Origin of the sequence: Streptomyces sp. NPDC059582 (genome assembly GCF_042735715.1) — a bacterium.
Classification (GTDB): Bacteria; Actinomycetota; Actinomycetes; order Streptomycetales; family Streptomycetaceae; genus Streptomyces.
Genome location: NZ_JBHWCC010000037.1, coordinates 28695 through 51731 on the forward strand (window position 1 = coordinate 28695; position 23037 = coordinate 51731).

A 23037-nucleotide genomic window follows, 5' to 3' on the forward strand; every position below is an offset into this window, starting at 1 on the left:
GAAGACGGGTTATCCGGTGGAGATGTTGGAGCCGGGGATGGATGTGGAGGCGGATCTGGGGATCGATTCGATCAAGCGGGTGCAGATTCTGGGGGCGTTGCAGGAGTCGTTTCCGGTGTCGGAGGACGTGGATCCGGAGGTGCTGGCGGAGCTGCGGACCCTCGACGACATCGCCGGGTTCCTCGCGTCGACCGTGTCCGCGTCCGCGTCCGCGTCCGCGTCCGTGGCCACCGGATCCACCCCCGGGTCGGCTCCCGCGCCCACCCCACCCCTCGCCGTCACCTACCCCCCGGCCCCCGGCATCGGCCGTACCCACGAGACCGTCACCGACATCGCCCCGCCGCACATCGTCGTCGGCGCGTACGCCGAGCAGCGCACCGCGGTCGTCGTGGACGACGGCTCGACGCTGACCCGGCCGCTCGCCGGGGCGCTGCGTGGGGACGGCTGGCGGGTGGAGGTCGTGGCGCTGCCCGGCGTCGGCACCGTCGTGTCCGAGGCGGACGCCGTGCGTCGGCTGGGGACCTGGGACGAGACCGAACTCGCCGGTGTCCTGGTGAGCGGACGGGCCGACCTGGTCGTGCAGATGGCCGCGGCCGCCGGGCCGGAGTGGGCGGAGGGGCTTCAGCGGCTCGAACACGCCCTCCTCGTCGCCAAGCACGGTCTGCCCGCGCTCAAGTCGGCCGCCGCCCGGGGCAGTCGGGCCGCGTTCGTGGCCGTCACCCGGCTCGACGGGGCGGGCGGCCGACGTGGCAGCGGTGACGCCTCCCCGCTGCTCGGCGGGGTATCCGGACTGCTGAAGACCCTCGCCGTCGAGGTACCCGAACTCTTCACCCGCACCGTCGACTTCGCACCGGAACTGGCCCCGACCACGGTCGGCGCGCGGTTCCTGGAGGAGATCGGCGACCTGTCGGCGCGGCCCGCCGAGGTGGCGCACGACACGGCGGGACGTCGTACCGTCGCACTGTCCGCCGGGCCGACGGCCGCGTACTCCGCCGAGGTGCCCGAACTCGCCGTCGACGACCTGCTCGTGGTCACCGGGGGCGCCCGCGGTATCACCGCGGAGTGCCTGCACGCCCTCGTCTCGGCGCGGCCCGTCGGCCTGCTGCTGCTCGGCCGCAGCGCGATCACCCCCGAGCCCGGGTGGGCCGTCGGGCACGAGGGCCCCGCCCTGCGCGGTGTCATCGCCCGGCGGGTCGTCGAGAGCGGGCAGAAGCCGAACCCGCGGGCCGTCGAGGCGGAGTTCCGCGAGATCACCGCCGGCCGGGAGATCACCGCCAACCTCGCCCGGCTCACCGCCACCGGCGCCCGGGTCGAGTACCTCGCCGTCGACATCACCGACGCGAGCGCCGTACGCCGGGTCCTGACCCCGTACGCCGGACGTGTGACCGGTCTCGTGCACGGCGCCGGTGTCCTCGCCGACCGGCTGATCAGCCAGAAGTCGGGCGACGAGGTCCGGCGGGTGCTCGCGACGAAGGTGCTGGGCCTGGGCAACGTCCTGGACGTGCTGCGGGGTGTCGCCGAACTGCGGCACCTGGTGTTCTTCTCCTCCGTGGCCGGGTTCTTCGGCAACCGCGGCCAGTCCGACTACGCGATGGCCAACGAGGCGCTGAACCGGATCGCCGTACGGCTCAAGAGGGAACTGCCCTCCGCCCGCGTCACCGCCATGAACTGGGGCGCCTGGGACGGCGGGATGGTCTCCGACGACCTGCGGCGGATGTTCGTCTCGCGTGGCATCGCGCTGGTGCCGCCGGCCACCGGCGCGGGACTGTTCGCCGAGCAGTTCACCACCGGGCACGGGCACGACACCGTCATCGTCACCGGACCGCTGACCCCGCTGTCCGCGCCGCCCGCGTCGCGCGGCCCGTCCTCGCTGGTCCTCGACCGCACCCTCGCGGACCTCGAGGGGCTGCCGCTGCTGACCGACCACGCCATCGGAGACCGGCGGGTGCTGCCCGCCACCGCCGCGCTGGGTGTCATCGTCAACGCCGTCGAGGCCGCGACCGGGCAACCGGTCACCGGGGGCGGCGACTTCAAGGTCTTCAAGGGTATCGCCTGGGACGAGCCCGAAGGCCGGAAGCCGCAACGGCTCCGGCTGTCGGTGGAGCGGCCCTCCGGCACGGACGGCCCCGGCACGGACGGCCCCGGCACGGACGGCGCCGATGTCATCGCCTCGTCCGTCGACTCCGCGGGGCGCAGCCGCCCCGCCTACAGCGTCCGGCTGACCGGCGGCGACCCCGGCCCGCGCCCCGCCGACCGGACGGACCTCGCGGCCCTCGCCCGGGCCGGGAACGGGTCCGACCGGGACGCGGCGCGGTTCTACCGGGACGGCACCCTCTTCCACGGCCCCTCGCTGCGCGGCCTGCGCTCGGTGCCGGTGAGCGACGAGACCCGGCTGCTGGTACGGGCCAGGCTCGCCGACGACCGGCCCGCGCACGGCGGTTACCACGGGCGGCTGCACAGCCCGGTACTCGCCGACCTGCTGCTCCAGGCCGTGCTGGTGTGGGTGCGCGAGCAGCGCGGCCGGGCCTGCCTGCCGATGGAGATCGGCCGACTGCGCCTGTACGAGGCGCTGCCGTCCGACGCGGACTTCCTGATCGCCGTCGAGGACGTACGGCCCGGCCGGACCGGTGTCACCTGCACGGTGACCGCCCTCGACCCGCGGGGCCGGGTGCTCGCGGTACTGGAGGACGTGGTGGCGGTCGAGGACGCGGAACTGGAGACCCGGTTCCGCCGGCCTGGCGGCCGGGTCGCCGCGGTCTCGGTCTGACGGCGCGGAGGCTGATCCCATGGGCACGTACGCGATCGTCGGCCTGTCCTGCCTGTTCCCCGGCGCGGCCACGCCCGACGCCTACTGGCGCAACCTGATGGACGCGGTGGACTCCCGCACGGAGGGCGGCGAGCGGATCTTCGGACCTGAGCCGCTCGGCGGGCCGGAGACCGAGGACCGGCACCGCATCTACTGCGCCCGCGGCGGCTTCCTCGACGCCGCCGACGAGGCGGACGCCTCCGCCGCACTCGAGGGATACGCACTGCCCGCCGACTACCTGGCCGGCCTGGACCGCTCGTTCCACTGGGCGCTCAGGACGGCCGCGAACGCCCTGGCCGACGCGGGTGGACCCCCCGCTGCCGCGTCCGGCCGGGCGACGGTCCGGAGGACCGGAGTGGTGTTCGGGAACTATCCGTTCCCGACCCCGGCCTCCGGCCGGACAGCGGGGAAGCTGTGGGACGCCGCGGTGACCGAGGGACTCGTGGCGGCCGGCTTCCCCGCGGCCGGGCTGCCGTCCAGTGCGGAGGACGGCGGCCCGGCCAGTGACCGGACGGACGCGCACAACCAGTGGCCCGGCGGGCTGCCCGCCCATGTGGTGGCCGCCGCCCTCGGCCTCGACGGCCCCCGGTACACCCTGGACGCGGCCTGCTCCTCGGCGCTGTACGCCCTCAAGCTCGCCTGCGCCCAACTGGCCACCGGCCGCGCCGACCTGATGCTCGCGGGCGGGGTCTGCGCCCCCGACCCGACCGTGATCCACCTGTCCTTCTCCGACCTGCACGCCTATCCGCCGGACGGCTTCAGCCAGCCGTTCGACGCCCGCTCCAAGGGCATCATCACCGGCCAGGGCGCGGCGATGGTCGCGGTGAAGCGGCTCGCGGACGCCCGTCGCGACGGGGACCGGGTGTACGCGGTGGTCGACGCGGTCGCCCTCGGCAACGACGGTCCCGGCAAACACCTCCTCCAGCCCAACGTCGACGGCCAGCTGGCGTCGTACGCCCTCGCCTACAAGGAGGCGGGTCTCGCCCCCGGGAGCGTGCAGTACGTGGAGTGCCACGCGACCGGCACTCAGCTCGGCGACCGTACCGAACTCGACGGCGTGGCACGGTACTTCGGCCAGGAAACGCTGCTCGGTTCGGTGAAGGGCAACATCGGGCACCTGCTGACGGCGGCCGGGATGAGCAGCCTGCTCAAGGTGGTCCTCGCGCTGGCGCACGACACCCTGCCCCCGACGATCGGCGTGGAACGACCGCTGCCCGGCACGGTCGCCGACCGGGTCGTCCGCGAAGTCACCCCCTGGCCGGACCCGGCCGGCGGGGTGCGGCGCGCGGGCGTCTCGGCGTTCGGCTTCGGCGGCACGAACGCGCACGTCGTCCTGTCGGGCCCCGAGGCGGTGGACACCACTGTCCCGGACGACGACGAGCACCGGCCACCGCCGCCGATGGCCGTCATCGGGATGGGCGCGCACTTCGGCGGCTTCACCACTCTCGACGCGTTCGAACGCGCCGGATACGAAGGACTCAGCGCTGTACGGGAGTTGCCGGAGCGGCGGTGGCGGGGCTTCGAGTCGGTCGACGGCGGACCTCTGGACCGGGCCGGCCTGACCGGCGCGCAGGTGCCGAAGGCCGCCTATATCGACGGGTTCGAGGCCGACGCGACCTCCTACCGCATCCCGCCCAACGACCTGGAGCACTTCAACCAGCAGCACCTGCTGATGATGCGGGTCGCCGAGGAGGCCCTGCGGGACGCCGGTTACGAGCGGGGCACCAAGGGCGGCCGCCGGGTCGGTGTCGTCCTCGGCATGGAGATGGAGCCCAGCGCGCACGGCCACGCTGCCCGCTACGCCCTCGGCCGCAAGCTGGCCGCCTGGTGCGCACGGGCCGGGCTGGACCCGGCGCCGGAGCAGCTCGCCGCGCTGACCCGGGCCGCCCGGGACGGCATCCACGACTCCATCGAGGCCAACGAGGTCCTCAGCTACATCGGCAACATCATGGCCGCCCGGATCTCCTCGCTCTGGAATCTGACCGGTCCGTCGTTCACCGTCTCCTCGGACAGCGCCGTCGGCGTCGACGCGCTCGACGCCGCCCGGCTGCTGCTGCTCGACCCGAGCGTGGAGGCGGTGCTGGTCGGCGGGGTCGACCTGGCGGCCGGCCCCGAGTCGGTGCTCGCCCGCGAGCTGCTGGAGCCCGGCAGCGTACGGGACGGGGTGCGGATCCTCGGTGAGGGCGCCGGCGCCGTGGTCGTCACCCGGCCGGGCTCCGTGCCGCCCGACCGCACGGTGTACGCGACCGTCGAGGCCCTGGCCGTGCACCACTCCGCGACCCTCGCGCCGCGGCCCGATCCGGACCTGGTGGCCGCCGCCGCGGAGGAGGCCCTCGCCGCGGCCGGACTCACCCCGGCCGACGTCGAACTCGTCGAGGCGGGAGCCGGGGCCGCCCGGCCGGAGGTCCTGGCGGGACTGACCCGGGTCTGGACGGCCGAGCGCACCGGGGGCACGCTGCGCACCGCGCTGTCGTCCGCCGCCTCGGGGGTGGGTGACACCGGGTGCGCCGCCGTGCTCGCCTCGGTGATCCGCGCCGCGCTCTGCCTGCACTACGCCTACCAGCCGGTGGCGCCGACGGACGTCGACGGGCCAACGCTCGAAGGCACCGGGTTCTTCCTCGCGGCCGACGCGCGGCCCTGGCTACGGCGGCAGCGGGAGGGCCGCCGCAGCGCCTGCGTCAGCGTCACCGGCACCGCGGGCAGCCACGCCCACCTGGTGCTGGGCGGCGCGCAGACCCGGGGCGAGGTGGCCGCCACCGACTGGGTGCGCTCCGGCGGCAGCCTGGTGGTCCCCGTCGGCGCCGACGACCTCGACACCCTGCTGCGCCGCCTGGCCGCCCTGCGGGACGCCGTCGAGTCCGGCGCCGACTGGGCCCGCCTCGCGGTGGACGAGCCGGCCGCGCTCAAGGCCGTCCTCGTCGCCGACGACCAGGCGGGACTCGTACGGCAGTTGGCACAGGCCGCCAAGGACCTGCCGGGGGTCCACGCGGCCGGCGGCGAGTGGAGCTCGCCGTCCGGGAGCTGCTTCGCGGCCCGCCCGGCCGGCGGGCCCGGAACCCGCACGGCCCTCGTCTACCCGGGCGCCTTCAACTCCTACCTCGGCCTGGGCCGCGCCCTGTTCCGCGCCTTCCCGGGGCTGCTGCCGCGCTACGAGACGCAGGCCGAGCGCCCGGCCGAGATGCTGCGCGCGCCGAGCCTGTACCCGCGCTCCCTCGGCCCGCTCGACCGGCGCGAACTCATGCGCCGCGAGGCCGAGATCATCGAGGACATCCCGCTGATGCTGGCCGTCGGCACCAGCTACGCGCTGCTCTCCACCGACCTCGTCCGCGAGGTGCTCGGGGTGCCGGTGCACGGCGCGTTCGGCTACAGCCTGGGCGAGAGCAGCATGCTGTTCGCGACCGGCGGCTGGCGCAAGGACGCCCGCGCGACCACGAAGATCGACGCCTCGCCGCTCTTCGTCGACCGGCTGCGCGGCCCGAAGCGGACGGTGCGTGAACTGTGGGGCCTCGGCGACGACGTCCCCGACGCGCAGGTGTGGGGGACGTACGTGCTGCTCGCCCCGGCCGATGCCGTGCGCGCGGCGGTCAGCGCCTACGACCGTGTCTACATCACCCACGTCAACACGCCCGACGAGGTGGTCGTGGCCGGCGACCCGGTCCAGTGCCGGGCCCTGATCGACGCCCTGGGCTGCCAGAGCGCGCGCTCACCCGCCAACCACGTCATGCACAGCCCGGTCGTGGACCGGGTCCTGCCCGAGCTCGCCGACCTCAACCGCTACCCGACGGGCGACGTGAAGGACCTGGTCCTCTACAGCAGCCGGCACTACGCCCCCGTGCGCGACTACGACCAGGACGCCGTCGCCGAGAACATCGCGATCACCCTGCGCGAGACCGTCGACTTCCCGCGCCTGGTGCACCGCGCGTACGAGGACGGCTTCCGCTGCTTCATCGAGGTGGGCCCCTCCAGCACCTGCACCCGCTGGATCCACGAGACGCTCGGCGACGCCCCGCATCTCGCGGTCCCGGTCGACCGGCGTGGCGCGCGCGGCGCGACGGACATCGCCAGCCTGGTGGCCCGCCTCGCCGCCCACGGCGTCCCCGTCGACCTGACACCGTTCCGCCCCCGTACGGCCCCGGCGCGCCGACCCGTGGGGCTGCGCACCTTCCCGGTGGGCGGGGCCCCGGTGGCACCGCTGGTCACGACGGAGGCGGCACCGGTGGTGGCGACGCTGGAGCCCGCCCGACGACCGGTGTCCGTCGCCACGGCGACCGAGGAGCGGCCGGTGTCCGGCCCGGCGACGCCCGTTGACCTGTCGGTGTCCGGCCCGGCGACGCCCCTTGACCTGTCGGTGTCCGTCGCGCCGACGCCAGTCGCCCTGCCGGTGCCGGCCCCATCGTCCGTGGCCGAACCGTCGGTTCCGGTCGTCGGTCCGTCGGTGTCGGAGCCGTCGGCTGCGGTGGCCGGTCCCGCGGTGGTGGAGCCGTCGGTTCCGGTCGCCGGAACGCCAGTGGTGGAATCGCCGGTTCCCGCGGCCCGGCAGGCCGTGGGGGGACCGCAGGTCCCGGACCGTGACCGGCCGGCCGCCGTACGGATTCCGGCACAGGGGCGGCCGCCCGCCGGCGGACCGATTCCCTCGGGGGAGCCTCCCGTCCCGGTGACCACCGGGGCCATCGACCATGCCACGGAATGGGACACCGCGATGCCGATCAGCCCCGCCGGTCAGCCCGTACCCGCGCTCACGCTGGAGCGGGAGCCGGTCACGATGCTCCCCGCCGACGCCGTCCGGCCACCGGTTTCGGCGCCGGCGCCGCCCCCTGCACCGCGGCGGCCCGAGCAGGCCGACGTACCCCCGCACCCGGCCATCTTCGGCGCCCCCCTCCCCGTACCCCCGAAACCGGACCGGCGACCGGCACCGGGCGCGGACGACCAGGCCTCCACCCTCGCCCTCGTGCGCAGTCTGCGGGCCGAGATCCTGGAGGCGCACCGCGAAGTCCTGGACGCCCAGCGGGCCTTGCGCGACGAACTCACCGCGGTGCTCGCCACCTCCGCACCGGCCCTCACGCCCCCCGCATCCGTACCCGCATCCGTACCCGCGCCGGTCGCGGAACGGGCGCCTCGGCCACCCAAGCCCGAAGGCGTCGTCTGGGACGAACAGGACCTCCTCGCGTTCGCCACCGGCAAGGTCGGCGACGTCTTCGGCCCCCGCTTCGCCCGCATCGACGGCTACCAGCGCCGCGTACGACTTCCCGCGCCGCCCTACCTCTTCGCCTCCCGCGTCACCCGACTCGACGCGGAACCGGGGGAGTTCGAGCCGTCCTTCATCCGCACCGAGTACGACATCCCCGAGGACGCCTGGTACGCCGTCGACGGCCAGGTCCCGCCCGCCGTCACCATCGAGGCCGGGCAGTGCGACCTACTGCTGATCAGCTATCTCGGCGCGGACTTCACCAACCGGGGCCAGCGCGTCTACCGGTTGCTCGACAGCAGTCTCAGCTTCCTGGGCGACCTGCCGCGCACCGGCCAGACCCTGCGCTACGACATCTGGATCGACCAGTTCGTCCGGCAGGGCGACACCCTGCTGTTCTTCTTCCACTACGACTGCTACGCCGACGGCGAGCTCATCCTCAAGCTCAACAACGCCTGCGCCGGCTTCTTCACCGACGAGGAGCTGGAGAGCTCGCCCGGCCTGGTCCAGGGCAGGGTGGTGCCCGCACCGGCGGCGGACCCGGCGCGTGCGGGCGGCTTCAAGCCGCTCGCCCGTACCGAGCGCACCACGCTCACCTCCGCCGACCTGGACGCGCTCGCCGAGGGCCGGGTCGCCGACGTCTTCGGCCCCGGCCACCGGCAGCCGCCCGGCTGCAACACCTCCCTGCGGCTGCCCGACCGCATGCTGCGGATGGCGGACGAGGTCACCCTCCTCGACCGCACCGGCGGCAGCCACGGCCTGGGCCGGATCGAGGCGGTCAAGCGACTCGTCCCGGACGAGTGGTACTTCACCAGCCACTTCCCGGACGACCCGGTCCTCGCCGGCTCCCTGGTCGCCGAGGGCGCCGTCCAGTTGCTGGAGGTGTACGCCCTCTCCCTCGGCCTGCACCTCACCCTGCCCGACGCCCGCTTCCAGCCCGTGCCGGACCTCAAGACCGAGGTGAAGGTGCGCGGACAGATCACCCCGCGCAACTCCCGCATCGAGTACCGCATCGACATCACGGAGCTGACCCTGCTGCCCCGGCCGGCGCTGGTCGCGGACGTGGTGGTGCTGCGCGACGGCACCCCCTCGATCAGCGTCACCGGACTCGGCATCCGGCTGCGCGAGAAGCCGGGCACGCCCTACCGTCCGGAGACCGCCGGCACGGTCCCGCACTTCCTGGGCCGGCTCTCCCCGGCCACCGGCGAGCCCGCCCTGCTCAACGAGTTCCACATGGCGCACGCCGCCAAGGGCGACCTGGCGACCGCGATGGGTCCCGAGTTCGAGGTCTACGCCGACAGCAGGGCCCCGTACATCCCCAACGGCGACTTCCTCTTCGTCGACCGGGTGATGCGCCTCGACGGCACCCGCGGCACCCTCGAGCGGGGCGCGGTGATGGTCACCGAGTACGACTCCCCGGCCGACGCCTGGTACTACGCCGACAACGGCCATCCGTACATGCCGAACTGCGTGTTCATGGAGTCCAGCCTCCAGGCGGCGATCCTCCTCGGCTACTACCTCGGCGCCACACTGCCCTTCCCCGAGGAGCGGTTCAGCATCCGCAACCTCGACGGCCGCGCCACCCTCGTCAAGGACATCGACCTGCGCGGGCGGACCGTCCAGCACAGCTCCACGCTGCTGTCCAGCGACCGGATGCCCGGCTCGATCCTGCAGAACTTCTCCTACGAACTCTCCTGCGACGGCGAGGTCTTCTACACCGGGGAATCCCTCTTCGGGTACTTCAACGAGAAGGCCCTCTCCCGGCAGATCGGCCTCGACAAGGGCGAGCACGTGCTGCCCTGGCTGGACCAGCGGACCGGGCGGCCGCCGGGGGTGCGCCGGGTCGACCTGCGCTCCTTCCGCGCCACGCAGTCCCGGCGGGGCGGCCCCCGGCCGGCCGGCGGCCACCTCGACCTCGTCGAGTGGGTCGACATCCTGCCCGGCACCGGTGGCGAGCACGGCCAGGGCTATCTGCGCGGCCACCGCTCCATCCGGCCCGACGAGTGGTACTTCTCCTGCCACTTCCACCGCGACCCGGTGATGCCCGGCTCCCTGGGCGTGGAGGCACTGCTCCAGGGCATGCAGGTGTACGCGGTGGAGACCGGCCTGACCGACGGGCTGCGCAACGCGCGCTTCGCCCTCTCCCGCGGCATCGAGACGACCTGGTCCTACCGGGGCCAGATCCTGCGCGACGACCCCGACATGGAGTTCGACGTGCACGTCAAGGAGATCCGCCGGGAGCCGGGCCGGATCGTCCTCGTCGGCGACGGCCACGTCTGGAAGTCGACCCTGCGGATCTACCGCCTCGACAACATCGCGATCGAGATCCACCACGACTGAAGCGGATCCGACCCGACCCGATCCCCACGCGACAGGACCCGACAGGAGACGCACCATGACCACCGAGCAGCCGCGGCCGCGGTGGAGCGGGCCCGAGGCACCCGCGGTCGGCGAGACCGGGATCCAGGAGACGCTCACGCGCCTCGACGAAGCCGTCTACGTCGTGCGCGGCCCGTACGGCCTGGGCGCGGCCGCAGGCGGGGGAGTACGGGCCGACGGCGAGCACGAGATCATCGCCGCCGTACCGGCCCTCGGCCCCGAACGGCTGGGCAGCGCCGCCTTCCTGGCCACCTACGGGGTGCGACAGGCCTACATGAGCGGCGCGATGGCCAACGGCATCGCCTCCGCCGACCTGGTGATCGCCATGGCCCGGGCCGGATTCCTCGGCTCCTACGGCGCCGCCGGACTGCTCCCCGAGACGGTCGAGAAGGCGCTGCTGCGCTTCGCCGCGGAGATCCCGGGACTGCCGTACGCCTGCAACCTGATTCACAGCCCGAGCGAGGAACGCCTCGAACGCACCGCCGTCGACCTCTGTCTGCGCCACCGGGTGCGCTGTGTGGAGGCGTCCGCGTTCCTCCGGCTCACCCCGCACATCGTGCGCTACCGGCTGGCCGGGCTGCGGGCGGGCGGTCCGCACGGGGTCGTCGCGGAGAACAAGGTCATCGCCAAGATCTCGCGCACCGAGATCGCGGAACTCTTCATGCGGCCCGCACCGGAGCCGATGGTCCGCGCCCTGCTGGAGGAGGGCGCGATCAGCGCGGAGCAGGCCCGGCTCGCCGCCCGGGTGCCGCTCGCCGACGACATCACCGTCGAGGCGGACTCCGGCGGGCACACCGACCGGCGTCCGCTGCCCGCCCAGTTGCCGGTGATCATCCGGCAACGGGACGCCCTGATGAAGGAGCTGGGCCACCCGGTGCGCATCCGGGTGGGCGCGGCCGGCGGCATCGGCACCCCGGAGGCGGCCTGGGCGGCCTTCGCGATGGGCGCCGACTACGTGGTGACCGGATCGGTCAACCAGGCCTGTGTGGAGGCCGGCACCTCCGAGAAGGTCAAGGAGATGCTGGCCCAGGCCGACCTCGCGGACTGCGAGATGGCCCCGGCCGCCGACATGTTCGAGCTGGGCGTGGAGCTCCAGGTGCTCAAGCGCGCCACCCTCTTCCCGATGCGGGCCCGGCTGCTCTACGAGCTCTACCGCGACCACGACGGCATCGACGACCTCCCGGCGCCGGTGCGCACCCGGATCGAGCAGCAGATCTTCCGGCGGCCGCTGGAGGACATCTGGCAGGACACGGTGACGTACTTCGAGCGCCGCGACCCCGCCCAGTTGGCCCGAGCCGCCGACACCCCCAAGCGGAAGGCCGCGCTGATCTTCCGCTGGTACCTGGGCATGGCCACCCGCTGGGCGACCACCGGCGAGGCCGACCGCGCCGTCGACTACCAGATCTGGTGCGGGCCCGCGATGGGCAGCTTCAACTCCTGGACGCGCGGCACCTATCTCGCGGCACCGCGCAACCGGCGCGTCGCCGACGTGGCCCGCCACCTGATGACCGGCGCCGCCTTCCACCAACGGCTGTCGCTGCTGCGCGCGGCCGGCCTGGCACTCTCCCCGGCCATCGCCGACTACCCCGTACCGCAGCCGAGCGGCGACGGCGACACGAGCCTGCGGGTCGGGCCGTGAACGCCGCCTTCACGGCCGCGGCCCGCCTCGACGGCCTGCTGGGCGATCCCTGGGCGCCGGACAACCCCTACGGATTCGCCGTCGGGACGGCCCGGGACGCCGCCGGGGAGTTCCCGACGGCCTTCGCCGCGCGGCTCGCCTCGGTGGACTTCCCGCTCGCCTACCTGCCGCCGTCCCTCGGCGGGGCGCTGCGCGGCCTCGACGACACCCTGCTGCTGGTACGGGTGGCGGCCCGGCGCGACGCCGCCGTCATGCCCGCCACCCTGCTGTCCTGCTCGGCCGTCATGACCGTCCTCGCGGCCGGCACGCCCGAGCAGGCCAAGACCGTCGCCGGCTGGGTGCGCGAGGGACGCACGATCGCGTTCGCGCTCTCCGAGGAAGAGGCGGGCAGCGACGTCCTGGCCAACCGGTGCCGGCTGGAACCGGCGGACGGCGACTGGACGCTCACCGGCGGCAAGTGGCTGGTCGGGCGGGGAGCCACCGCCGACGCGGCGGTCGTGGTGGCCCGCACGGCACCGCGCGGCGCGGCCGCCTTCACCGCGGTGCTGCTCGGCCCCGAGGATCTCGTCGACGTCCGGCGCCGGGCGGCGCAGCGGGTCACCGGCCTGCGCGGCATCGACTTCGCCGACCTGGACTTCCCGGGCACCCCGGTACCGCGCGAGGCGGTCGTCGGCGGCGTCGGCGGCGGCCTGGCCGCGGCGATGCGGGCCCAGCAGCTGGTACGGCTGCTGAGCACCGCGGCCTGTCTGGCCACCGCAGACACCGCGCTGCGTACGGCCCTGCGGTTCACCCGGACCAGGCGGGTGACCGGTGTGCCGGTCGCCGACACCGGCCACGGCGCACGAGAACTCGGCCTCGCGGCCGCCGAGTTGTTCGCCGCCGATCTCGTCTCGCTGACCGCCGCGCGCTACGCGCAGCTCTCGCCCGGCACCTTCGGGCTGTGCTCCTCCGTGGTCAAGCGGGCCGCCACCCGGCTGACCGCGTCCGCCATCGGCCGGGCGCGCGGGCTCCTGGGCGCCCGGGGGGTCCTCGGGCACGGCCCGGGCGCGATCGTGGACAAGGCACAGCGCGACAACGCGGTCGTCGAGTCGATCGACACCAGCCCGTTCGGCGTCCTGCGCGCGGTCGCCGTACAACTACCTTCCTACGCACGAGCGTTCACGGCGGCAGCGCCGTCCGACGCGGACGAGCTCGACGCGCTCCTCGCCCTCGGCGAGCGGCTGCCCGACCTCGATCCGACGGCCCTCGACCTGTCCGCACGCCCCAAGGACCTGATCCTGCTGGGCTTCGCCACCCACGCCGAGACCGTCGCCCGGACACTGGACGAGCGCGGCGCGCGGCGGGCCGCGACACTGGTGCGCTCCGTCCGCGCGGCCCTCGCCGAAACCTTCGCCACCGCGGCCGAGGCACAGCGCGACCGCACCCGCGCCCTGGGCGCCTCACCCGAACCGCTCGACCTCGCCGACCGCTGCTGCCTGCTGTACACGGCCGCCGCCGCGGCCCTGGTCTGGTGGCGCCACCCGGACCGCGGCCTGTACGGCGAGGACCCCGGCGGGGCGGGCTGGCTCACCGCCGTCCTGGCCGCCCTGCTGGCCGAGGCCGACGGCCGCGATCCGCGGCGCGCGGGTGCCGACCTGCCGCCCGCGGCCCACGCGCTCACCCGGCTCGACGCGGCACGGCTGCTGTTCACCGCGCACCCGGTCCAGCTGTCCGACGGACCGGGCACTGGACAGCCGGAGGAGCCCGAGGAGCCCGAGGCGGGCGAGGCCCACCAGGCAGGCGAGGCACGCCAGGCACGCCAGGCACGTGACGTACGTGGAGAAGGGGACGAGACGACATGACCGATCTGATCGCGCTCATGGCGGACCTGGAAGATCATCTGGGCGACCCCTGGGACGCCTCGGGACCCATGCCGTACGCCCGTGTCCTCCAGTACGACGAGGACGAGCGATACCCGCACGCGTTCGTGGACCACCTCGCCGCCTGGGGCCTGTACGACTGGATCGTGCCCGCCGGTCACGGCGGCCGGGCGGTCCACGTCGAGGACGGCTTCAGCCTCTACCGCCTCGTCGGCCGCCGTGACCCGACCTCCGCCACGGCCATGGTGCTGACCAGCCTCAGCTACATGCCGGTCTGGATCGCCGGCACCCCCGCCCAGCGCCGGCACTTCGCCGACGCCATCCGCGGCGGCTCCAAGCTGGCCTGGGGTCTGTCAGAGCGGCGGCACGGCAGCGACGTCCTCGCCAACGAGACCACCGCCACCCGTACCGACGGCGGCTGGCTGCTCAACGGCGAGAAGTGGACCATCGGCAACGCCACGGTCGCCGCCGCCGTCATGGTCTTCGCCCGCACCTCCGACAAGGGCGGACCCGGCGGCTACTCCATCTTCGCCGTGGAGAAGGCCGGCATACCGCAGGAGCAGTTGGCGCACCTCCCCGACGAACCCCTGCACGGACTGCGCGGCCTCGACATGAGCGGCGTACGCCTGACCGACTGCTTCGTGCCGGACTCGGCGCTCGTCGGCCGGGTCGGCCAGGGCCTGGAAGTGGCCCTCAAGAGCAGCCAGCTGGCCCGGACCGCGATCTCCAGCATCGCCATGAGCTGTGTGGACACCGCGCTGCGGACGACCCTCGACTTCGCCTCCGACCGGGTCATCTTCGGCGGTGCGGTGAGCGAAGTGCCGTACTCCAAGCGCCAGTTGGTGGAGAGTTTCGCCGAGCTGCTGGTAGCCGACGCGCTGACCACCGGCGCCGTACGGGCCCTCCAGCTGGCGCCCGCCCAGGTCAGCGTCTGGTCCTCGGTCGTGAAGTACTTCGTGCCGACGTTCCTGGAGGAGACGCTGGCGCGGCTCACCACCGTCCTGGGCGCCCGCTACTACCTGCGCTCCCACCCGCGCCACGGCATCTTCCAGAAGGTGCTGCGCGACTTCGCCATCTCCAACTTCGCCGACGGCAACACGGTGGTGAACCTCAAGAACATCGCTCTGCAACTCGACCGGCTGCTGGCGAGCGCCGTCGAGCAGGAGCCCGGCGCGGTGCAGCGGGCGGTCGCCGCCACGGCCCGGATCTTCGACCCCGCACAGCCGATGGCCCCCTACGAGCCCGCCGCACAACAGCTCTTCAGCCGGGGCGGGGACGACTGCGTGCTCGCCCTGCGCTCCGCCGTCGCCGAGCTGCACCGGCGGGCGGACGCGGCCCGGGGGCGCGACGCCGCCTGGCTCGCCGGATGCGGGGAGAGCGCGGGACTGATCGCCGACGAACTGCCCCGCATCGCCGACGAACACACCAAGCTCCTCGCCGAACAGGGGCGGCAGGCCGGGCAGTCGGCCGAACTGTACGACCTGGCCAAGCAGTACAGCGCGGTGTCCGCCGCGGCCGCCTGCGTCCACCTGTACCTGCACGGACGCGACAGCTTCGCGCCCGCGCTGCGCTCGCCCGCCGTGCTCCTGGTCTGCCTGGAACGGCTGCTGCGCCGCTTCCACCCCACGCTGCGGGTGACCGGCCCCGACGACATCGCCTTCGTCGCCGAGGCCATGGCCGAGGCCCACCGCACGGGCCGGCTCTTCTCCTTCCGGCCGTTCCGGGTGAGGTGGTGACAGCGCCATGCCGACGATGACAGCGGACCTCGACGCGCCGCCCGGCGACGCCGGCGATCCCCTCGCCGGCGGCGCCGACGTGTGGCTGCTCGCCGAGGACGACGTGGAGCGGTTCGCCGCGGCCACCGGCGGCCTCGAACTGCTCACCGAGGAGGAACGGGCCCGCCACGACCGGCTGCTCTTCCCGGCCGCCCGCACCCGTTTCCTCGGCGCACGGCTGCTGTCGCGCCAGGTGCTCTCCCAGTACGCCGACGTGGCGCCGGGGGAATGGCGCTTCGACAAAGGGAAGTTCGGCCGGCCGACGGTCCACGGAGCCGACTGGGGGCTCGACTTCAACCTCACCCACACCAACGGCCTGATCGCGGCCATCGTGGTGCGCGGCCGTACCGCCGGTGTCGACGCCGAGAACACCCCGGCCCGCGCGGAGGCCCTCCAGTTCGCGCCCAAGGTCTTCACCCCGCTGGAGCAGGAGGTGCTGCGCCGCGACCGGGAGGACCAGCAGGGCCACGCGTTCGCGGACTCCTGGGTCGCCAAGGAGGCCTACACCAAGGCCACCGGCATGGGCATGGCCCGCGGCTTCGACGCCTTCTCCGTGCACCGGCTGCGGGCCGGTGGACTGGCCGTCGTGGACGAGGAGATCCCCCAGGAGGAACGCCCGCTGTGGCAGATCCAGGTCCTCCAGGTGTGGGACCGGTTCGCCCTCGGCATCGCCATCCGCGCCACCGAGGACGACACCGGCCCGATCCCCGTACGGCTGCGGTCCGCGATGGCCGAACTGCTGCCCCGCCGCGCCCCCGGGGACGCGCGGTGACCGGGCGCGGACGGTGCACGGCCCCGCGAAGCCGTCGCCGTGCTGTCCACTCCCGGTCTGGCCGCTACCTGACATCGCCACCGACACCCGGGCGGCACACACGGTGTGTTGCATGGAAGGCGGGATCCGTCGACGTACGGACGTGGCCATACGGAGGACGAGCGATGCCGCCGAAGGGGAACGCGGAGCTGCTCGCGGGCTGCGCCCGTGGCGAGACCGAAGCATGGGACGAGACGGTCGACCGTTTCGGCAGACTGGTCTGGTCCGTGGCCCGCAGCCAGCGGGTGAGCCGGACGGACGCCGAGGACGTGCGCCAGCTGACCTGGTTCCGGCTGATGCAGAACGCCGACCGGATCCGTGATCCGGACCGGCTCGGCGACTGGCTCGCCACGGTCGCCCGCCGCGAGGCCATCAAGGCCGCGACCCGCGACCGGCGTCTGGTGATGATCGGGGACAGCGAGACCCTGGAGTACCTCTTCGACCACCACCGCGGGCATCACGAGAGCCCCGAGCAGATCACCCTGCGCGCCGACCGCGGCCGCGAGGTGCTGCGCGCCATCGACAGCCTCTCCGAGCAGTGCCGCGAGATGCTGCTGCGCGCGCTGGACGACCCGCCGGCCTCCTACGGGGAGATCGCCGCGGCCCTGTCCATGCCGGTCGGCTCCGTCGGCCCCATCCGCACCCGCTGCCTGCGCCGGCTACGGCGCGCCCTGGACCAGGCCGCCCAGACCGGCGAGACACCCTCGCCCGGCCCCGACGACTGTGCCCGCTGCCCCGCCCGCACCGGCCCGGCAGGCCCCGACGACGGAACGGATCCCCCGGTGACTTCCCTGACCGACATCCCGCGCCCGGCGGTGGCTTCTCGTGGCGGGATTCCGCTCCGGGTTGTCCCGGCCGGTCCCGACGTGACGGAGGTGGCGCGGTGACTTCCCTGACCGACATCCCGCGCCCGGCGGTGGCTTCTCGCGGCGGGATTCCGCTCCGGGCCCACCCGGCCGGTTGCGGCCCGGCGGAGGTGACCCCGTGACATCCCTGATCGAGACCCCGCCGGCCACGCTGCTGGTCAGCCGGGAGATCACCACCGGTGAGGAACTCGGCAGCGTCGAGTTGTCCGCGCCGGACCGGGTGGCCTCGGCCGGGCGGCGCGCCGCCGCGGCGGCCCCCGGCTGGGCGGACACGCCCGCCGAGGAACGCGCCGGGATCGTCGAGCGTGCCGCCGGCCTGCTTCAGGCCCGGGCCCAGCAGGCGCAGGACCTCCTGGTGCGCGAGGGCGGGGCCATTCCCGGCAAGGCGTACTTCGAGGTCCTCGCGGCCGCGGCGGAAATGCGGCACGGGGCCCGTCTCGCCCGCGAATCCGGCGCCGTCGACACCGCCACGGCCACCGCCACCGACGACCCGACCCGCACCGCCCGGGTCACCCGCGTCCCGCTGGGCGTGATCGGCGTGATCGTGCCCTGGAACTTCCCGCTGCTGCTCGGCATGCGGTCCGTGGGCCCGGCGCTCGCCCTCGGCAACGCCGTGCTCCTCAAGCCCGACCCGCACACCCCGCTCAGCGGCGGCCGGCTCTTCACCGAGGTCTTCGCGGAGGCCGGGCTGCCGCCGGGCGTGCTGGAGGTCGTGCACGGCGACGCGGAGACCGGGGCCGCGCTGGTGCGGGCGCCCGACGTGGCGATGGTGTCGTTCACCGGATCGACCGAGGTGGGCCGGGAGATCGGCGCCGCGTGCGGCCGGCTGCTGAAGCGCGCGGTCCTCGAACTAGGCGGCCAGAACGCCTTCGTGGTCCTCGACGACGTCGACGTGGAACAGGCGGCCGGCGCCGGCTCGTGGGGTTCCTTCCTGCACCAGGGGCAGATCTGCATGTCCGCCCGGCGCCATCTGGTGCACGCGTCCATCGCCGAGGAGTACACCGAGGCGCTGGCCCGGCACGCGGCCGCTCTGCGGATCGGCGACCCCTACCGCTCCGACGCCCAGCTCGGCCCGATCATCGACCACCGCCAGCTGACGACCGTCGCCAACGCGGTGGAGCAGGCCGTCGCCCAGGGCGCCCGGCTCGTCACCGGCGGACGACCGCGGCCGCCGTACTACCCGCCGACCGTCCTCGCCGACGTCACCGAGCAGATGGACGTCTTCCACACCGAGGTCTTCGGCCCGGTGGCCACGGTGACCGCGTTCACCGACGACGCCGACGCCGTGCGCCTCGCCAACACCTCCGACCACGGGCTGACCGCCGCCGTCTACACCGGCGACAGCGTCCGCGGCGAGGCCGTCGGCCGGCTGCTGCGCTGCGGGGTCACCCACATCGGCGACCAGACCGTCGTCCAGGACGCGGCGCTGCCGTTCGGCGGCATCGGCGCCTCCGGCAACGGCTCCGGCTTCGGCGGACAGGCCAGCCTGGAGGCGTTCACCCGCTGGCGCACCCTGACCACCAGCACCCCACCGCGCACCTACCCGTTCTGACGCTGACCCTGCCGACCCGTAGGACCGCCTCTGACCTCGTGTGACCGATCCGCAACGACCCGCCCCCCACACCCTTCGAGGAGTCTTCGTGGCAGCCAAGGTCGAGCTCGTACCCCAGGTGGCCCAACCGCCGGAGGGCACGGTCGTCTTCCTGATCGGCATGCGGATCAACAGTCTCTGGAAAGTGCACCGCTGGCTGCCGTCCTTCGTGGCGATGGTCCCGATGCTGATCGAACTGAACAAGCAGAAGGAGTACGGCCTGCTGGGCGCCCGCACCTGGCTCGGCCGGACGGTCGTCGTGATCCAGTACTGGCGCGGCATGGACGAACTGATGGCGTACGCGCACGACACGACCGCCGGCCACCGGCCCGCCTGGGCCCGCTTCAACCGCGCCGTCGCGAACAACGGCGCCGTCGGCATCTACCACGAGGCCTACGTCGTGGACCCGGCGCGCATGCACACCGTCTACCGCAACATGCCGCCGTTCGGCATCGCCAGGGCCACCACGAGCAAGCCGCAGCGGGCCACCCCGGTTCCGCGCGGCGGCAGTTGAGAGGGAGGACACCGTGTCGACCCCGACCCCGACCCCGACCCCGGGCTCCGGCCCCGTGCGGGCGGAGCAGCACGACGTGCAGTGGCGCAGGTGCGCCTCGTGCGGCACGTTCATCTACGCCAAACGCCTCGACCGCAACCGCAAGGTCTGCCCCGAGTGCCAGTTCCACTTCCGGATCCCGCCCGACGTACGGATCGGGCAACTCGCCGACCCGGGCAGCTTCGAGGCGTTCCCCGACACCCAGGCGCCCCGCGACCTGCTCGGCTTCGTCGACAGCAAGCCCTACCCGGACCGGCTGCGTGACGCGCAGCAGCGCACGGGACGGCAGGACGCCGTGCTGGCCGGACGGATGGCCGTCCGCGGACGGCAGGTCGTCGTGGTCGTCCTCGACTTCACCTTCATGGGCGGCAGCATGGGCGCCGTGGTCGGCGAGGCCGTCGTCGCCGCCGCCCGGTACGCGCTCGCCGAACGGCTGCCGCTGCTGCTGGTCGCCGCCTCCGGCGGGGCGCGGATGCAGGAGGGCGCGCTGTCGCTGATGCAGATGGCCAAGACCGCCCAGTGGGTCGCGGCGCTGCGCGAGGCCCGGGTGCCGGTGATCAATCTGAACACCGACCCGACCTTCGGCGGGGTCAGTGCCTCCTTCGCGATGCTCGGCGACGTGATCCTCGCCGAGCCGGGCGCCCTGATCGGCTTCGCCGGGCCCCAGGTCATCCGCAACACCATCCGCCAGGAGCTGCCGCCCGGCTTCCAGAGCGCCGAGTTCCTGCTGGAGCACGGCATGATCGACGCCGTCGTACCGCGCGAGAACCAGCGCGAGCACCTGGGCCGGCTGCTGGCGCTGCTCGGTCCGTCGGTCCCGGCGCTGCCCGGTCCGGCCGACCCCGCCGACCTGTTCACCCGGCCGGTGCCGAGCGTCCGGACGACCCGCGAGACCGTCGCCCTCGCCCGCGACATCCAGCGCCCCACCACGCTGGAGTACATCGGGTACGTCTTCGACGACTTCGTCGCCCTGCACGGCGACCGGGTGTTCGCCGACGACGAGGCGCTGGTCGGCGGACTGGCCCGGTTCGGCGGCCAGAGCGTCGTCGTCCTCGGGCACCAGAAGGGCCACGACACGGCCGAACTGGTGCGCAGCAACTTCGGCATGCCCGGGCCCGAGGGCTACCGCAAGGCCCTGCGGCTGATGCGCTTCGCCGACCGGTTCGGGCTGCCGGTGATCGCGTTCATCGACACCCCGGGCGCGTACCCGGGCATCGGCGCCGAGGAGCGCGGGCAGAGCGTCGCCATCGCCGAGTGCATCCTCGAACTCTCCCGGCTGCGCGTCCCGGTCGTCTCCGTCGTCACCGGCGAGGGCGGCAGCGGCGGCGCGCTGGCCCTCGGCGTCGCCGACGCCGTCCTGATCCTGCAGAACGCCTACTACTCGGTGATCAGCCCCGAAGGCGCCTCGACGATCCTGTTCGGGACCGCCGAACACGCCGGCCGCGCCGCCGACGCGCTCCGGCTGACCGCCTCCGACCTGCTGCGCCTGGGCGTGGTCGACGGCATCGTGCCGGAACCACCGGACGGCGCCCACACCGCTCCGCACACCACCGCGCTCAGGGTCAGAAGCGCCCTGGTGCAAAGCCTCGCCCCGCTGCTCGAGAAGTCCGGGGAGCAGCTCGTCGACGCACGACGGAAGCGGTTCGACCGCTTCGGGGACCCCCGACTTCAGCCCGTAGTGGACTGGGAGAAGCACGATGAGCACTGAGGTGACCAGCGCCGCCGAGGCGGCCGAGATGACAGTGGAGGAGCTGCGGGCCCAGACCCGTCTCCTCGCCCGCGAACTCCCCGGCACCCTGCGGCGGATCACCCTGCGGGCCGGGTCGCTGAGCGTGGACGTGGAGTGGGAGGCGGCACCGGCCGCGCCCCTCGCGGCCGTACCGGCGGCCGCCGCCGCCGCGGCCGCCGCGCAGGAGTCCGACCCCGACGAGACGCCGGCCGACGTCGTCCGCGTCACCGCACCCCTCGTCGGCACCTTCTACCAGGCCGCCTCCCCGGGCGCCGAGCCCTTCGTGAAGGTCGGCGACACCGTGGAGGCCGGCCAGCAACTGGCCATCATCGAGGCGATGAAGCTGCTCAACTCCATCACCGCCGAGGTCCGGGGCGTGGTCCACGCCATCCATGCGGGCGACGGCGACATCGTCGAGTACGCGCAGCCGCTCGTCGACATCGTCCCGGCGAGCTGAGGCGGCCGACATGTTCGACAAGGTGCTCATCGCCAACCGTGGCGAGATAGCGTTGCGGATCATCCGGGCCTGCCGTGACCTCGGCGTACGCACGGTCGCCGTGTACTCCACGCCCGACGCCGACGCCCGGTTCGTACGGGCCGCCGACGAGTCCGTGCACATCGGGCCCGGCGCGCCCACCGCCAGCTACCTCAACATCCCCAACATCATCGGCGCCGCCCTCAGGACCGGTGCCGAAGCGGTCCACCCCGGCTACGGATTCCTCTCCGAGGACCCGTACTTCGCCGAGATCTGCGCCGACGCCGGGCTCACCTTCATCGGGCCGCCGCCGGACGTGATGGAGAGCGTCGGCGACAAGGCCACGGCCCGCAAGCTGATGACGGCCGCCGGGCTGCCGCTGCTGCCCGGCACCACCGAACCCGTCGACTCGGCGGAGTCCGCCGAGGAGATCGCGCGGGAGATCGGCTACCCGGTCATCATCAAGGCCGCGGCGGGCGGCGGCGGGCGTGGCATCACGGTGGTGCGCCGCCCGCAGGACCTGCGCGACGCCTACGCCCGGACCCGGGCCGGTGCCCAGGCCGTGTTCAAGAACAGCGCCGTCTACATCGAGCGCTACCTCACCGGCACCCGGCACATCGAGATCCAGGTGATGTGCGACGACTTCGGCGGGGCGATCCATCTCGGCGAACGCGACTGCTCCGTGCAGCGCCGGCACCAGAAGCTGGTCGAGGAGTCTCCCGGCCCCGGCATCACGCCCGAACTGCGGGCCGGGCTCGGCGCGGCCGCCGTCGCCGGGGCGAAGGCCATCGGCTACCGGGGCGCCGGCACGGTGGAGTTCCTGCTGGAGGCCGACCCCGCGGCCCGGGACGCGTTCTGGTTCATGGAGATGAACGCCCGAATCCAGGTCGAGCACCCCGTGACCGAACTCGTCACCGGGGTCGACCTGGTGGGCGAGCAACTGCGCGTCGCCTCAGGCGCTCCGCTCAGCGTCGAGCAGGAGGACGTCGAGGTCCACGGGCACGCCATCGAGTGCCGGATCAACGCCGAGGACCCCGAGCGCGGCTTCGCCCCGACGCCGGGCCTGCTGGAGAACTACCGGGTGCCGGGCGGCCCCTGGGTGCGGGTCGACACCGACTACGTCCCCGGCTCCCGCGTCAGCCCGTACTACGACTCGATGATCGGCAAGCTGATCGTCTGGGGCCCCGATCGGAACACGGCGCTGGACCGGGCCCTGCGCGCCCTTTCCGAATTCGAGGTATCGGGCCCCGGAGTTCACACCACGATCCCTCTGCATCAGGAGATTCTCAGTCACCCCGAGTTTCGCCGTTCAGGTGTCACCACTGATTTCCTGGAACGAAAATTCTCGATCTGAAGCACCGTGCCGCAC

Annotated in this window: 12 protein-coding genes; all 12 read left to right on the forward strand. The window is 73.7% G+C overall.

Features of this window, described 5'->3' with window-relative positions; genetic code table 11:
• Positions 1 to 2767, forward strand: a 2767-nt coding sequence (locus ACFV0T_RS27730; RefSeq protein ID WP_385784592.1) for an SDR family NAD(P)-dependent oxidoreductase, incomplete at its 5' end; no start/stop codon positions are given.
• A 19-nt stretch (positions 2768 to 2786) separates the two neighbouring features.
• Positions 2787 to 10331 carry a beta-ketoacyl synthase N-terminal-like domain-containing protein gene (locus tag ACFV0T_RS27735; protein WP_385784595.1) on the forward strand — a complete coding sequence of 2515 codons (7545 nt, stop codon included), beginning with the start codon at positions 2787 to 2789 and terminating at the stop codon, positions 10329 to 10331.
• 55 nt (positions 10332 to 10386) lie between these two features.
• Positions 10387 to 12009, forward strand: coding sequence for a PfaD family polyunsaturated fatty acid/polyketide biosynthesis protein (locus tag ACFV0T_RS27740; RefSeq protein ID WP_385784597.1), 1623 nt, complete (start codon positions 10387 to 10389; stop codon positions 12007 to 12009).
• Complete coding sequence (locus ACFV0T_RS27745; RefSeq protein WP_385784600.1) at positions 12006 to 13850, forward strand: acyl-CoA dehydrogenase family protein; 1845 nt, start codon at positions 12006 to 12008, stop codon at positions 13848 to 13850. Before ACFV0T_RS27740 ends, ACFV0T_RS27745 begins: the two co-directional genes overlap by 4 nt.
• Positions 13847 to 15604 carry an acyl-CoA dehydrogenase family protein gene (locus tag ACFV0T_RS27750; protein ID WP_385784603.1) on the forward strand — a complete coding sequence of 586 codons (1758 nt, stop codon included), beginning with the start codon at positions 13847 to 13849 and terminating at the stop codon, positions 15602 to 15604. The genes ACFV0T_RS27745 and ACFV0T_RS27750 overlap by 4 nt, the downstream gene beginning before the upstream one ends.
• A 7-nt stretch (positions 15605 to 15611) precedes the next feature.
• Positions 15612 to 16415, forward strand: coding sequence for a 4'-phosphopantetheinyl transferase family protein (locus ACFV0T_RS27755; protein ID WP_385784605.1), 804 nt, complete (start codon positions 15612 to 15614; stop codon positions 16413 to 16415).
• A 164-nt stretch (positions 16416 to 16579) separates the two neighbouring features.
• Complete coding sequence (locus ACFV0T_RS27760) at positions 16580 to 17341, forward strand: RNA polymerase sigma factor (protein WP_385784608.1); 762 nt, start codon at positions 16580 to 16582, stop codon at positions 17339 to 17341.
• Between the two features lie 97 nt (positions 17342 to 17438).
• Positions 17439 to 18872, forward strand: coding sequence for an aldehyde dehydrogenase family protein (locus ACFV0T_RS27765; RefSeq protein WP_385784611.1), 1434 nt, complete (start codon positions 17439 to 17441; stop codon positions 18870 to 18872).
• Positions 18873 to 18960: 88 nt separating this feature from the next.
• The gene (locus tag ACFV0T_RS27770) at positions 18961 to 19425 is read left to right on the forward strand and encodes a DUF4188 domain-containing protein (protein ID WP_385784613.1); all 465 of its coding nucleotides are present in this window, start codon (positions 18961 to 18963) and stop codon (positions 19423 to 19425) included.
• A 13-nt stretch (positions 19426 to 19438) separates the two neighbouring features.
• The gene (locus ACFV0T_RS27775; RefSeq protein WP_385784616.1) at positions 19439 to 21172 is read left to right on the forward strand and encodes an acetyl-CoA carboxylase carboxyltransferase subunit alpha; all 1734 of its coding nucleotides are present in this window, start codon (positions 19439 to 19441) and stop codon (positions 21170 to 21172) included.
• Positions 21162 to 21650: an acetyl-CoA carboxylase biotin carboxyl carrier protein gene (locus ACFV0T_RS27780; protein ID WP_385784619.1), complete on the forward strand. Its 489-nt coding sequence runs from the start codon at positions 21162 to 21164 to the stop codon at positions 21648 to 21650. Before ACFV0T_RS27775 ends, ACFV0T_RS27780 begins: the two co-directional genes overlap by 11 nt.
• 10 nt (positions 21651 to 21660) lie before the next feature.
• Entirely contained in the window at positions 21661 to 23022 is a 1362-nt protein-coding gene (gene accC / locus ACFV0T_RS27785) for an acetyl-CoA carboxylase biotin carboxylase subunit (protein WP_385784621.1), read from the forward strand.
• The last annotated feature ends 15 nt before the right edge of the window (positions 23023 to 23037 follow it).